Below are 12,223 nucleotides of genomic sequence, written 5' to 3'. Positions count from 1 at the left end.
TCATGATCACTGACTATCGACCGCAAATCACGCGTCACACCCACAACGGAACGCTACCCCACACCCCGTTACAATCAGCAACACCACCATCACAGTCAGACCGGCAGCTGCTAAGTAAGTGGCATTGTCCCAAGGGGGGCGACCCCGAGTCCAGTTTACCGGGGTTGGGGGTGGAAAAGTGCTGGTGGCGGGAGTTGTCCACAGGTTGGGGTGGTTGTGGACAAGTGCTGTGGGTAAGTGAAGCGGATTCGGGTAGGGCGTGATGGGAGCCTTCGCCGCATAGGACGCGGTGAAGGGCGCTTTCGCCTCGTCGCATCCGGGGAAAGTCCCCTTCAGCCACCGTCGTGCCCGAGCGCGAATGTCGAGTTTGGGACGCTCAGCGTCTCCAATGAGGCATTGGGGACATGGCCGCCCCAGCCAAAGCGAAGGGGACCTTCACCGCATCAAAGCGGCGAAGGTCCCCATCAGCTACCGGCGATCGAGGCGGTACGAACGGGCCTCCCACGCGGGGGGCAAAGGCGCGAAAGGACCGTTCATCACCCTCCTCGCCCCGTCTAGTCCTCCGAGCGCGGCCGCGGCGAAGGCTTGAAGTCCGGATCGCCCTTCGACGAACGCGAAGGCGACGGCGACGGTGAAGACAGCCGAACCGGAGCCACCGAAAGCCGACGCCGTCCCGGCATGGCCGCCACGAGGACGACACCGAGCAACAGCATCGCGGTACCCGACCAGAACATCGGCACCGTGTCGTACGCGCCGTTGGTGTAGGCCAGGTTCTTGACCGGGCCCTTCGGCGCCGCACCACCGTTGTTACCGGCAGGGGGCGCCTGAGCGGTGCCGCATTCGACACCGCCGACCGGTGCGTGCGCACGGGCGATCTGCTCGCCGAGCGAGATCTGCGCCAGCGACGACGGCAGGTTCTTCGCGGCGTCCGGCGGCAGCGCCTTCTGCAGCGCGGTGGTCGGCAGGATCTGCAGGTCCAGCAGCCGCGCCGAGGCGCCGAGCTGGAAACCCTTGAACGGTGAGGTCGAGTCGTTCGACTTCTGGTTCAGCCCGGCGATCGACAGCTTCAGCACCCCGAGGTCGAGGGTGAGCCCGTTCCCGGCCTCACCGCCCGGAAGCTGCTTCGTGGCACCGTTCAGCATCTCGGCGAGACCGCCGATGACCGGCACGTTCTTCAGCTCCTCGAAGCCCGGCACCTGCTTGAGCGACGGCAGCGGGATGCCGATCGGGATGTCCTTGGTCGGGTTGTTCGCGTCGAGGGTGAACAGCACCTTGTCGCCGCGCACGATCTGGAGCACCGGCGCGCTGTACTCGACCTTCGACGTCTTCTTGTCGCCGGTCGAGGTGACCCGCAGCGTCGGCTGGCTGGCGACCTTGATCGTCAGGCCGAGCGGCGTGCCCTTCAGCAGTTCGATGCTGGCCGCTTGCAGGGTCGACGTCGATTCGACGGCCTTGTTCTTCGTGCCGGGCATGTCGACCAGCCGCACGGTCGACCGCGACGACAGCGTGTTCGGCAGGCTCAGCACCGCGCCCTTGCCGTCGGCGCTGGTGCTGGTGCCCGAAAGCAGCCCGCCCAGGCTCGCCAGCGGGCCCGGAAGTGCCTTGAGACCGGCAGTGAGCTGCTCTGAAGCCTGGGTCAGCTGCTCGGCGCCCGGGATGTTCGGGATGGTCGGCAGCAGCGCGAGGTTCGCGATCGACGTGCTCGAGTCGGCGATCGTGCCGACGCACGGCCCGAGCGTCGGGCTCCAGCGCGCGTGCGCCTCGCCGTTCAGCAGGCCGAGGTTGAACAGCGGGTTGTTCGGCGCGTTGAGGCCGCCGCTGATCGGCTTCGGGTTGTCCGGCAGCGCCGTCTGCACGAGGCTGCCCGGCGTCTGCGGCGCGTTGCCCGCGGCCGACAGTCCGAACGGCGACGACTGCGCGATCGACTTCTCGTAGTTCAGGTAGGCCTCGGAGTTGGCCTGCGCGCTGGAAAGCCCCATCCCGGCTTCGAGCGCGGACTGCTTCGGCAGCAGCTTGTCCGCGCCGGGCAGGATCGCGCTCGTCGGCACCGCGTTGGGCAGCAGCCGGAGCACGCCGAGTGCCGCCCCCGCGTCACCCACCGCCTTGCCCAGCGGCTGCGGCCCGATCGGCGCCGACATCGGCGGCTGTCCCGGCTTGGCCGGATCGGGGATCGGCGTGGTCGGGATGTCCTGGGCGATCGCCGGAGCCGCGGTCAGCAGAAGCAGAGCCGCGGCGGCCGGGAGCGCCAGCACACGGGGCAGTCGTCGCCGCATGAACAGGTCCTCCAGTGGGGATGGCCGATCTTGGGGGACTGAGACCGGCGTTATAGGACCCTAACGACGGTGGCCGGAGAAGGTGACGTTCAACCCCTCCGCTACACTGGCATTCGTCATCGGGTGCGAGCCCGATGTCTGCCGCCTTAGCTCAGTCGGCCAGAGCGATTCACTCGTAATGAATAGGTCAGGGGTTCGATTCCCCTAGGCGGCTCCCAGGTCAGGGCCCCATTCGGACACTCCGGATGGGGCCCTGACTCGTTTCGGGGGTAAGCCTCGAACCCGAACCGGAAATTCACCCGTTGGTGTCACTCGCGAGGAACATCCGTGACAGCGAAGTGCCCACTCCGGTGAGGTGATCGACGAGCGTGTCCGCGTCGGCGTCGAGGGCGCCGGAGCGCCACGCGAGCATGATCTCCACGAAGCCTCCGATGCCCAGCAGGACGTTGACCCGGAACTCCAGCCCGTTCACGTCGGGCTTCAGATGCGGCCGGGCGAGTTCGATCAGCAGGCTGGTGGTGTCCTGGACGGTCTGCCGCCGCAGTTGCTCCAGCACCGCGCTGCCCGCGTGGTCGCCGAACAGGATCTGCGCCCGCGCCGGCTCCTCCTGCACGTGATGGACGACGACGTCCAGCGCGGCGCGAAGCTGATCCAGGGCGGGTTGCTCGATCCGGGAAGCGACAGCGTCGAGGACCATTCGCAGTGTCTCGTCGCGGACCTGTTCCCAGGCGGTGACGAGCAGTGCGTCGCGGTTGGCGAAGCTCTCGTAGAAGTACCGGTCGGTCAGGTTCGCTCGCGCGCAGACGCCGCGCATGGTGACCGCCGCCCAGCCCTGTTCCTGCCAGATGTCCAGTGCGGCGCCGAGCAGGGCGAGCCGTCGTTCGGCTCGACGCTCGTCGGCGGTTTTGCCGCTGTAGCGGCGGGACGCGGTCACCTCTCCATCTTGACAGCAGGTGCCCTCAGATTCATTCTGAGGGCATGCGACCGCAGAATGGCCTGCGACCTGCCTTGGCCGCCGCGCTGACGACCGCTTTCGTGCGGCCGATCGCCAACGCGATCCCGGCCAACCGGGCCGGGATCAGGTTCTCCCGCGCCTTCATCGCCACGAGTTTGTGGCTGGCTTCGCCGCCGCTGAAGGGAAGCCGCGTCGAAGCCGGTGTCCACGGCGAGTGGGTTCGCGGGCCTGACGTCGAAGACGGCGACAGCGTGGTCCTCTACATCCATGGCAGTGGGTACGCGCTCTGCTCGGCCCGCACGCATCGCGGGCTGACCACGCGCGTTTCCGCGGGCACCGGGCTGCCGGTGTTCGCCTGCGAATACCGGCTCGCGCCCCGGCATCGGTTCCCGAACGCCGCCGACGACGTCCGTGCGGCGTACGACAGGCTCGTCGGTCAGGGGTATCGGCGGATCCTCGTCGTGGGCGACTCCGCGGGCGGACATCTCGCGGTCGATCTCGCCGCGCAGCTGATCCGGGAACGCAAAGACCCGCCTGCCGCGCTGGCGCTCTTCTCGCCGCTGTTCGACGTGACGTTCTCCATGGCCGCGGAACGGGAACGCATGCGCCGCGACCCGATGATCTCCGCCGCGGCGGCCGCCAAGCTGGTCGGTCTGTACACAGTGGACGCCGACCTCGCGTCGACGCGGCTGCGGTTCGCCTTCGACGACGTCAAGGGCTTCCCGCCGACGATCATCCAGGCCGGCGGCCTCGAAATGCTCGCCGCCGACGCCATCGAACTGGCCAGAGCCCTGCGCCGTACGGGAGCGGACTGCGAACTGGACGTGGTCCCCGGCCAGATGCACGTCTTCCAGGCGCTGACCCGGTTCATTCCGGAGGCGGCACCGGCGATGGAGCGGGCCTGCCGGTTCCTGACGGAGAATCTCCCAGCGACCCTGAGGAAGGCATCGTGACGAAACGGACTCACGGAGCGCACGCCGTCGTCACCGGGGCGGGCAGCGGGATCGGGAAGGCGATCGCGGCGGAACTCGTCCGGCGCGGAAGCCGTGTCGTCTGCGCCGACATCGACCTCGCGTCCGCCGAGGAAACCGTGGCGGAACTCAAAACCAAGGGCGAGGCGGTCGCCGTCGCCTGTGACGTGTCCACTATGGACGAAGTCACCGAACTCGCGAGCCAGGCCCGATCCTGGCTCGGCCGCGATCCGGACCTCGTCGTCAACAACGCCGGGATCGGCGCGGGCGGCAAGCTCGTGGGGGAGAGCCCGTTGTCCGACTGGCAGCGAACCCTCGGCGTGAACCTCTGGGGCGTGATCCACGGCTGTCACACCTTCGTTCCCGCCATGCGGGCGGCGAAGGCGGGCGGTGTCATCAACGTCGCCTCGGCCGCGGGGTTCACCGCCGCGCCGAGAATGGCGGCCTACAACGTGAGCAAGGCCGGGGTCGTCAGCCTCTCGGAGACCCTGGCCGCCGAGCTGTCCGGCACCGGCGTCGCGGTGACCGTGCTGTGCCCGACTTTCGTCCGCACCAACATCTTCGGCGGTGAACTCATCGACGCCGAAGCGCGCGGCCTCGCGCAGCGGGTCTCCGATCTCGTCGGCTTCTCGCCGGAGCGCGTCGCGCGGATGACACTCGACGCCCACGATCGCGGGCGGCTTTACGTCGTGCCGCAGCCCGACGCTCAGCTTCTCTGGCACGCCAAGCGTTTCGTGCCCGTCCCGTACACGCGGATCGCCGGTCTCCTCGGCCGGTTCCTGCCCGCCGAAAAGGAGAAGTGATGGCCTACGACTTCGAGGCGATGCTCCAGACCATCAAGGACAAGCAGTGGTCGCTGGCCGACATCGACTGGGACGCGCCCGGCGCGGAGACGATGACCGACGAACTGCGCGCCAAGATGCGGCCGTTCATGGCCGACCTCGTGTGGATCGAGCACGTCGGCGCCCGCGGGTTCGCCTCGCTGGCCAAGAAGGCGCCGACACCGGTGATCCAGGAGATCTACCGGTACTTCCACGCCGAGGAACAGAAGCACGCCAACGCGGAACTGGCGTTGATGAAGCGCTGGGGCATGCTCGACGAAGACGGTTCGATGCCCGAGCCGAACATCAACGTCAAGCTGGCCATCAAGGTGCTCGACGACTTCGGCGACACCCTGCCGCTGACCGCGCTGGCCACGCTCATCCCGTTGCTGGAATGCGCGCTGGACGGCGCGCTGGTGAAGTTCCTGCTGGACGAGGTCTCCGATCCGGTTTGCCATCAGGTGTTCCGGCACATCAACTCGGACGAGTCGCGGCATATCACCGCCGATTTCGAGGTGCTCGAACTGATCGGCGCCGGATCGACGCACAAACTGCTCACCGAATCCATCGGCTCGCTCAAACCGCAGATCGTCCTCGGCCTGATCGTGGTGTTCGTCCCGCTGATCAACAAGATGCGGGACAACATCGTCGCGATGGGCCTGCCGGAGAAGAAGCTCTACAACGCCGTGAAGCGGTTCTCCACCATCGGCGGCCGCGGCGAGTTCACCAAACGCATCCCGGCGTACCACGTGCTCAGGGCGCAGGCGGCGATGATCGTCGACCGATCGCACGTCTACCACCGGCTGCTCGCCGACCCGATGGTGAAGGTGACCCGCCTGATCCCCGCGCGGCTGCTGGGAAAGCCGCAGTCGTGGACCGAGGAGATCACCCACGAACCGGTCGCGTCATGACCTTGGGCGAATTCCGCGGCGAGGTGCTGCGCGGCACCGAATGGTTCGGGCACGACTTCGCCGGGCAGCGCGTCGCCGTCGTCGCGCCCGGCCGCGAGGCGGCGCAGATCGTGCCCGAGGTGGCGGCCACCGCGCGCTCGGTGAAGGTGTTCCAGGAGGAACCGGACTGGGTGGTGCCGATGCCGGTCCCCGGGCCGACCGTCCTCGGCATCGCCGTCGCCCGCGTTTTCCTGCGCTGGCAGGTGAAAGACCCCTGGATCCGCAGACTGCTGACGCCGGACCGCCGCTTCGGCTCGCGGCGGACGGCGCCCGGCCTCGGCTACTACGGGGCGCTGCGGCGACCCGGCTGCAAGCTCATCACCTGGCCCGTCTACGCCTTCGCGCCCCACGGAATCCGTACCGCGGAAGGCATCGAGCATCAGGCCGACGTCGTCGTGCTCGGCGCCAGTTCGCTTTTCGCTCTGGAAGGACGTCCCGCATGACCCCGGACCACGAGATCGCGATCATCGGCGGCGGCTTCTCCGGCATCGGCGCCGCGATCCTGCTTCAAAAAGCCGGTTTCGACGACTTCCTGATGCTGGAGGAGGGCGACGGCGTCGGCGGCGCGTGGCACTGGAACACCTATCCCGGCGTCGCCGTCGACATCCCGTCGTTCAGCTACCAGTTCTCGTTCGAGCAGATCTCCGGCTGGTCGCGGGTCTACGCACCCGGCCGCGAACTGAAGGCCTACGCCGACTACTGCGTCGACAAGTACGACATCCGCCGCCGCACGCGCCTCGGATCGAAGGTCGTCGCCGCGACCTTCGACGACGAAACCCACTTGTGGCGCCTCGAAACCGCCGACGGCTGGTCGATGACCGCGCGGTTCGTCGTGGGCGCCACCGGCGTGCTCACCCAGCCGAAGCCACCGGACATCGACGGGCTCGCCGACTTCGGCGGCACGGTCATGCACACCGCCCGCTGGGACCACGGCGTCGACCTGCGCGGGAAGCGCGTCGCGGTCGTCGGGACCGGGGCTTCGGCCGTCCAGGTCATCCCGTCCATCGCGCCCGAGGCCGGGCATCTGACGGTGTTCCAGCGCACGCCGATCTGGTGCCTGCCGAAACCGGACGCCGCGCTGCCGGGGCCGGTGCGGCTCGCGATGCGACGGCTGCCCGGAGCGAAACGGCTGTCCCGGCTGGCCAGCCAGGCACTGGTCGAGCTGACCTTCCCGCTGGCCGCGCATTTCCACAAACTCCTGCCGACCGCGGGCGCGGGCGAGCGGATCGGGCTCGCGCACCTGCGGCGCGCGGTCAAGGATCCGGAGACCCGCGAGAAGCTCACTCCGCGCTATGCCTTGGGCTGCAAGCGGCCGAGCTTCTCCAACGACTACTTGCAGACGTTCGACCGCGAAGACGTCACGCTGGAGACCACGAGCATCGACGCGATCACCGAGTCCGGCGTGCGCACCGTCGACGGCACCGAGCATCCGGTCGACGTCCTGGTGCTGGCGACCGGGTTCAAGGTCTTCGAGAAGGGCAACATGCCCGCGTTCACCGTGCGCGGGGCGGGCGGGACCGATCTGGAGAAATTCTGGGAGGAGAACCGGTTCCAGGCCTATCAAGGGGTCAGCGTCCCCGGTTTCCCGAACCTGTTCACCATTCTCGGTCCCTACGGCTACAACGGTTCCTCGTACTTCAACCTGATCGAGACCCAGACCGCGCATATCATGCGGTGCCTGCGCAACGCGCGCAAGACCGGCGCGACCCGGGTGGAGGTCACGAACGAGGCCAACGACCGGTACTTCCAGAGCATGCTGGACCGCCGCAAGCACCAGGTGTTCTTCCAGGACAGCTGTTCGCTCGCCAACAGCTACTACTTCGACGCGAACGGGGATGTGCCCTTCCGTGCGTCGCCGACGCTGGAAACGATGGTGACGAGCCGGTTCTTCGACCTCGACGACTACGCCTTCGCGGACGGCCGGTGAACACTGGCTGAAGTCCGCCTTCCCCGGCCTGGCTGAGCCTTAGGTTCGGTTCCCCGAACCGACGGAGGCTGGTCTTGGAAGGCTTTCCCTGGGACGTCCTGCTCGCGGTGGTCGGGATCGGCGTCCCGGCCATCGCGTTCCTGTGGGAGTTCGTGCTGGTCGGCCGCAAACGGCTCGGCTACCGCGTGCAGATGGACACCCCGACCGGGTCCGAGCGCGGCTTCGCGCCGACCGCCGACGCGCTGGCGCAGTTGCAGCACGAGAACGGCGAGCGGCTCGTCGACCCGTCGTTCGTGCTGCTGCGCATCGAGAACAGCGGCACCACCGACATCGACACCGACGACTACGCGGTCAACGAGAACGACCGCGTCGGCGTCCGCGTGAAGTTCCCAGGCCGCACCGTCGCCGGGATGGTGGTGACCGAACTCAGCTCGCCGCATCTGCACGAATGTTTCGGCGACGACTCCGGTTTCGGCGCACGCGACGAGAATCCCGCACGGCCGGTCGGGGTGATCGACCTGCCGAGGGTGCCGCTGAACCGCGGCGCGCACTACAAGATCCTCGCCGTGCTCGACCGGATCCCGAACGGCTCGACCGACGATTTCGACGACCCCCACGTCATCGGTGAGATCAAGGGCGGCACCCTCCGCGAGACCAAGAGCCGTACCGGGCCGACGGGTTCGGTGATGGCGCTGATCCTCTTCCTCGTGGTGGTCAGCATCTTCCAGCTGACCCGTTCGCTGGTCTTCGACGAGAAGCCGCCGCCGCTGGACTGCGCGTCAGGGAAGCTCGTGATCACCGGATCGACGGCGTTCGCGCCGGTGTTGAAGGAAGCGACGACGTCGTACGCGAAGACGTGCCCCGGAGCGTCCTTCTCGTTCGACAGCAGGGGAAGCGCGGAAGGGCTCGGCAGCCTGAACCAGGCCGGGAACGACGGGATGCTGGCGTTCTCCGACGGCGCCAAGGGCGAGGGCTTCCCGCAACTGTTGCCGCGTCCGGTCGCGTTCTCGCTGTTCACGCTCGTGATCAACAAGGAAGCCGGCGTCCAGGATCTTTCGCTCGCGCAGGTCCGCGACATCTACGACGGCAAGATCGCGAACTGGAAGGAGATCGGCGGCAAGGACCGGCCCGTCCGGCTCGTCGACCGGCATTCCGACTCCGGCACGCGACGGACGTTCGAGGTCCGGATCCTGGACGGCAAACGGGAACCCGGCGACAACTCCGACGACTGCCTCAAACAGGCGCCGGGCACCCAGCCGGGCGTGGTGCGCTGCGCGAAGCCGTCCACGAACGACGTCCTCGACGCGCTCGCGCGGGTGCCGGGCGCGCTCGGCTACAGCGAACTGGGCGCGGCGACGAAACGTGAGGACGTGCTGCCGGTGCGGATCGACGGCCACCAGGCGACCCTGGAGGGCGCGATCCACGCGGCGTATCCGTTCTGGGAGACGGAGTACGCCTACACGTTCGGCGAGCCGAAGGCCGACTCGCTCGTCGCGAGCTTCCTGCGGTACCTGATCAACCAGGTCGGCAAGGACATCGTCCGGTCACACGGGCACCGGCCGTGCGCGGAACTGGCGAATCCGGTCCTGTGCCGTCCGGGTACGTGAGCCGCGTGAAGGCCTCCTTCCCTCGGCTCAGCCGAGGGAAGGAGGCCTTCACGCACTAGCAGGGTCAGGCAGGCGGCTTCAGGGTGACGACCGTGGCGCTGGTCTCGCCGCGCGGTGTCCGGTACTTGATCTCGTCGCCCTCCTTGGCGCCCACGAGCGCGAGGCCGAGCGGGCTGTCCGAGGTGACCGTCGAGGCGTCGGCGTCCTCACCCGGGATCGTGACGATGTGGAGTTCGTCTTCGTCGCCATCGGAGAACCTGAGGGTGACGGTGGTGCCGTCGGGGAGCAGCCCCTTGCTGTTGCGGCCGCCGTGCTCGAGCTTCGCGGCGACGTCGGCGATGCGCCGGTCGAGGTAGGCGGCGGCCTCCGCGCGGTCCAGCACCTCCGCTTGATCGGCCGCGTCGCCGGTTCGTTCCTGTTCGCCGACGAGCGGCGCCATCGCGTCGCGTTGCGCACGCAGATCGGCGAGTTCCTTTTCCAGCTGCCGGCGTGCCGCCGGGCTGAACCCGTTGTCCCCTGTGGTCACCATGCCGCGCATTGTCCGCTACGGATCGGCCGCTAGCCACCTCGATTTTTCACCCGCTGTGATCGGCCAGGACGGTTGCCCTAAGCTTCAGGGCTCCCGTCCTGACTACTTGGTGTAAGGAACTTCGTGACCGCCGTTCCCGGCCGCAGCGCGCGGCTCTCCCCCAATCAGCTGCAGAAACAGGAGCAGATCGTCGAAGCGGCGCGTGTCGTGCTCGCCAGGGACGGGCTCGCCGGCTGCACCGTCCGCGCGATCGCGGAGGCCGGGCCGCTCACGAAGAGTGCGATTCATTACTACTTCGCGGACATCGACGTCCTGATCGACCGCGCGATGGCGGCGCACATCACAACGTTCACCGCCGATTTGCGCAAAATTTCGGAGAAACACGATCACCCGGACGAGCGGCTCTTCGCGGCGCTGGAGGCGTTCCTCGCCGAGTTCTCCGGCCGCCCGAACGCGGCCTTCCTCTGGTTCGAGTACTGGATCGCCGCGGGCCGCGCGCAGCATCCGCAAGCCATCGACGTCATGCTGACGTCGATCACCGAACTGCTCGCGGAACTGCTCGCGCCGCTCGACGTGGAAGACCCCCGCGCGCGGGCGCGGGCCCTGCTGTCCTACCTGCTCGGCGCGATCGTCCAGCAGCGCGTCCGGCGGCGGCCGTTCGCCGCACTGCGCGGCGACATCGAAGCGCTCTGTTTCGCGAACTACGGTTAGAAATACGCATTAGATCCGTACCGTTACGGATTGTTCGGTCTGCCCGCTCCGGCCATGGTGAGGTTCCCCTTCCCTGCCTGAGAGCTAGGAGACGACGATGCGCATAAGACGGTGCATGGCCGTGGCGATCGCGGCCGTCGCGGCGTTCACCATCCCGGTCGCCGCGAGTCCGGCGACCGCCGACCAGCAGGCCGAAGACGCGCAGGTCCAGATCTACGAGGTCTTCGGCACCGGCACGTCACAGCAGCGCACCCAGATCTCCCGGCTGGGCGTCGACGTCCTCGGCACCTCCGGCTCCACGACCACGGTGATCGGCGAAGCGCGCGATGCGGCGAAGATCCGCTCGCTCGGCTTCCGCGTCGAGCAGCGCGGCGTCGTCGACCGGTCGGAGAAGCCGGGCACGAACGCGATCAACGACTTCCCGCCGTCCGACTCCGGCTTCCACAACTACGCCGAGGTCACGACGGAACTGCGCAACGCCCAGGCGAACTTCGGCTCCATCGCGAGGCTGAGCAGCGTCGGCAACTCGTACCAGAACCGCGCGCTGAACATGCTCAAGATCAGCGACAACGTCGCGACCGACGAGAACGAGCCCGAAGTCCTCTTCACCTGCAACCAGCACGCCCGCGAACACCTCACCACCGAGATGTGCCTGCGGATCGTGAACCGGTTCACCCAGGGCTACGCCTCCGACCCGGCGATCAAGCGGTTCGTCGACAGCACCGAGATCTACGTGATCCCGAACGTCAACCCGGACGGCTCGGAGTACGACATCTCCGGCGGCAGCTACAAGTACTGGCGCAAGAACCGCCAGGGCAACGGCACCGACCCCAACCGCAACTGGGCCTACAACTGGGGCTGCTGCGGCGGTTCGTCGGGCTCGACGACCAGCGAGACCTACCGCGGTCCCTCGGCGTTCTCCGCCCCGGAGACCAGGGCGGTGTCCAACTTCGTGAACTCGCGCAAGATCGGCGGCGTCCAGCAGATCAAGGCGAGCATCGACTTCCACACCTACTCGGAGCTCGTCCTGTGGCCGTTCGGCTTCACGTACAACGACACCGCGCCGGGTATGACGGCGGCCGAGGCGCAGCGTTTCCAGCAGGTGGGCAGGCAGCTGGCGGCGACCAACGGCTACACGCCGCAGCAGTCGAGCGACCTGTACATCACGGACGGGACGATCGACGACTGGATGTGGGGCACCCACAAGATCCTGAGCTTCACCTTCGAGATGTACCCGCGGGGTTCGAACCCCGGTTTCTACCCGCCCGACGAGGTGATCGTCCGGGAGACCACGCGTAACGACCGCGCCGTGGACCTCCTGCTGAACACCGCCATCGGCTGACGTCCGGCGTTTGCGCGTGAAGGCCCCCTTCCCCTTGGGTTCTAGTGGTGGTTGCAACACCTGACTTGTTCAGGGGTTGTGTTGTTCGAGATCCGTCAGACGCGGTTGCCTCAGGGGCCGCGGAAGCTGCTCGCCGA

General features: G+C 67.7%; 11 protein-coding genes and 1 tRNA gene. 9 read left to right on the top strand and 3 right to left on the bottom strand.

All coding sequences use genetic code 11. The annotated features are described in order from the left end of the window. Window positions 1–554: 554 nt before the first annotated feature. Window positions 555–2,273 carry a hypothetical protein gene (locus ACLARN_RS43865; RefSeq protein ID WP_409497416.1) on the bottom strand — a complete coding sequence of 573 codons (1,719 nt, stop codon included), beginning with the start codon at window positions 2,271–2,273 and terminating at the stop codon, window positions 555–557. Window positions 2,274–2,413: 140 nt separating this feature from the next. Here ACLARN_RS43865 and ACLARN_RS43860 point away from each other — a divergent pair. Next, window positions 2,414–2,487 (top strand) — tRNA-Thr (locus ACLARN_RS43860). Window positions 2,488–2,568: 81 nt separating this feature from the next. Here ACLARN_RS43860 and ACLARN_RS43855 read toward each other — a convergent pair. Beyond that, a complete protein-coding gene (locus tag ACLARN_RS43855; RefSeq protein ID WP_409497415.1) occupies window positions 2,569–3,207 on the bottom strand; it encodes a TetR/AcrR family transcriptional regulator in 639 nt (212 codons plus the stop codon). A 44-nt stretch (window positions 3,208–3,251) separates the two neighbouring features. Between ACLARN_RS43855 and ACLARN_RS43850 the strand changes: the two genes are divergently transcribed. The 6 genes from ACLARN_RS43850 to ACLARN_RS43825 all read left to right on the top strand — a co-directional run bounded on the left by ACLARN_RS43850 (window position 3,252) and on the right by ACLARN_RS43825 (window position 9,504). Continuing rightward, window positions 3,252–4,181 carry an alpha/beta hydrolase gene (locus ACLARN_RS43850; RefSeq protein WP_409497414.1) on the top strand — a complete coding sequence of 310 codons (930 nt, stop codon included), beginning with the start codon at window positions 3,252–3,254 and terminating at the stop codon, window positions 4,179–4,181. Then, window positions 4,178–5,002, top strand: coding sequence for an SDR family NAD(P)-dependent oxidoreductase (locus ACLARN_RS43845; RefSeq protein WP_409497413.1), 825 nt, complete (start codon window positions 4,178–4,180; stop codon window positions 5,000–5,002). Before ACLARN_RS43850 ends, ACLARN_RS43845 begins: the two co-directional genes overlap by 4 nt. After that, window positions 5,002–5,931 (top strand): ferritin-like domain-containing protein, encoded by a 930-nt coding sequence (locus ACLARN_RS43840; RefSeq protein WP_409497412.1) that lies wholly within the window; start codon window positions 5,002–5,004, stop codon window positions 5,929–5,931. Before ACLARN_RS43845 ends, ACLARN_RS43840 begins: the two co-directional genes overlap by 1 nt. Beyond that, window positions 5,928–6,413, top strand: coding sequence for an FAD-dependent oxidoreductase (locus tag ACLARN_RS43835; RefSeq protein ID WP_409497411.1), 486 nt, complete (start codon window positions 5,928–5,930; stop codon window positions 6,411–6,413). The genes ACLARN_RS43840 and ACLARN_RS43835 overlap by 4 nt, the downstream gene beginning before the upstream one ends. Then, entirely contained in the window at window positions 6,410–7,897 is a 1,488-nt protein-coding gene (locus tag ACLARN_RS43830) for a flavin-containing monooxygenase (RefSeq protein WP_409497410.1), read from the top strand. Before ACLARN_RS43835 ends, ACLARN_RS43830 begins: the two co-directional genes overlap by 4 nt. A gap of 74 nt (window positions 7,898–7,971) precedes the next feature. Beyond that, window positions 7,972–9,504, top strand: coding sequence for a PstS family phosphate ABC transporter substrate-binding protein (locus ACLARN_RS43825; RefSeq protein ID WP_409497409.1), 1,533 nt, complete (start codon window positions 7,972–7,974; stop codon window positions 9,502–9,504). A 64-nt stretch (window positions 9,505–9,568) separates the two neighbouring features. On the opposite strand, the gene ACLARN_RS43820 is transcribed toward ACLARN_RS43825, so the two are convergent. Next, window positions 9,569–10,033: a GreA/GreB family elongation factor gene (locus ACLARN_RS43820; protein ID WP_076155927.1), complete on the bottom strand. Its 465-nt coding sequence runs from the start codon at window positions 10,031–10,033 to the stop codon at window positions 9,569–9,571. A 123-nt stretch (window positions 10,034–10,156) separates the two neighbouring features. Between ACLARN_RS43820 and ACLARN_RS43815 the strand changes: the two genes are divergently transcribed. Both ACLARN_RS43815 and ACLARN_RS43810 read left to right on the top strand, forming a co-directional pair. Further along, window positions 10,157–10,744: a TetR/AcrR family transcriptional regulator gene (locus ACLARN_RS43815; RefSeq protein ID WP_409497408.1), complete on the top strand. Its 588-nt coding sequence runs from the start codon at window positions 10,157–10,159 to the stop codon at window positions 10,742–10,744. A gap of 115 nt (window positions 10,745–10,859) precedes the next feature. Beyond that, the gene (locus ACLARN_RS43810) at window positions 10,860–12,086 is read left to right on the top strand and encodes a M14 family metallopeptidase (protein ID WP_409497417.1); all 1,227 of its coding nucleotides are present in this window, start codon (window positions 10,860–10,862) and stop codon (window positions 12,084–12,086) included. Window positions 12,087–12,223 lie beyond the last annotated feature (137 nt).

The sequence above is a fragment of the Amycolatopsis sp. cmx-11-12 genome (assembly GCF_046269425.1).
GTDB lineage: Bacteria > Actinomycetota > Actinomycetes > Mycobacteriales > Pseudonocardiaceae > Amycolatopsis.
The sequence above is the reverse complement of the archived record's forward strand: the minus strand, read 5'-3'. Positions and strand labels throughout refer to the sequence as shown.

What these genes read in the sequence shown, in the direction of transcription:
- ACLARN_RS43810 (WP_409497417.1), top strand. Translation starts at nt 10,860, where the DNA reads ATGGCCGTGGCGATCGCGGCCGTCGCGGCGTTCACCATCCCGGTCGCC.
- ACLARN_RS43835 (WP_409497411.1), top strand. Translation starts at nt 5,928, where the DNA reads ATGACCTTGGGCGAATTCCGCGGCGAGGTGCTGCGCGGCACCGAATGG.
- ACLARN_RS43830 (WP_409497410.1), top strand. Translation starts at nt 6,410, where the DNA reads ATGACCCCGGACCACGAGATCGCGATCATCGGCGGCGGCTTCTCCGGC.
- ACLARN_RS43865 (WP_409497416.1), bottom strand. Translation starts at nt 2,273, where the DNA reads ATGCGGCGACGACTGCCCCGTGTGCTGGCGCTCCCGGCCGCCGCGGCT.
- ACLARN_RS43850 (WP_409497414.1), top strand. Translation starts at nt 3,252, where the DNA reads ATGCGACCGCAGAATGGCCTGCGACCTGCCTTGGCCGCCGCGCTGACG.
- ACLARN_RS43820 (WP_076155927.1), bottom strand. Translation starts at nt 10,033, where the DNA reads ATGGTGACCACAGGGGACAACGGGTTCAGCCCGGCGGCACGCCGGCAG.
- ACLARN_RS43840 (WP_409497412.1), top strand. Translation starts at nt 5,002, where the DNA reads ATGGCCTACGACTTCGAGGCGATGCTCCAGACCATCAAGGACAAGCAG.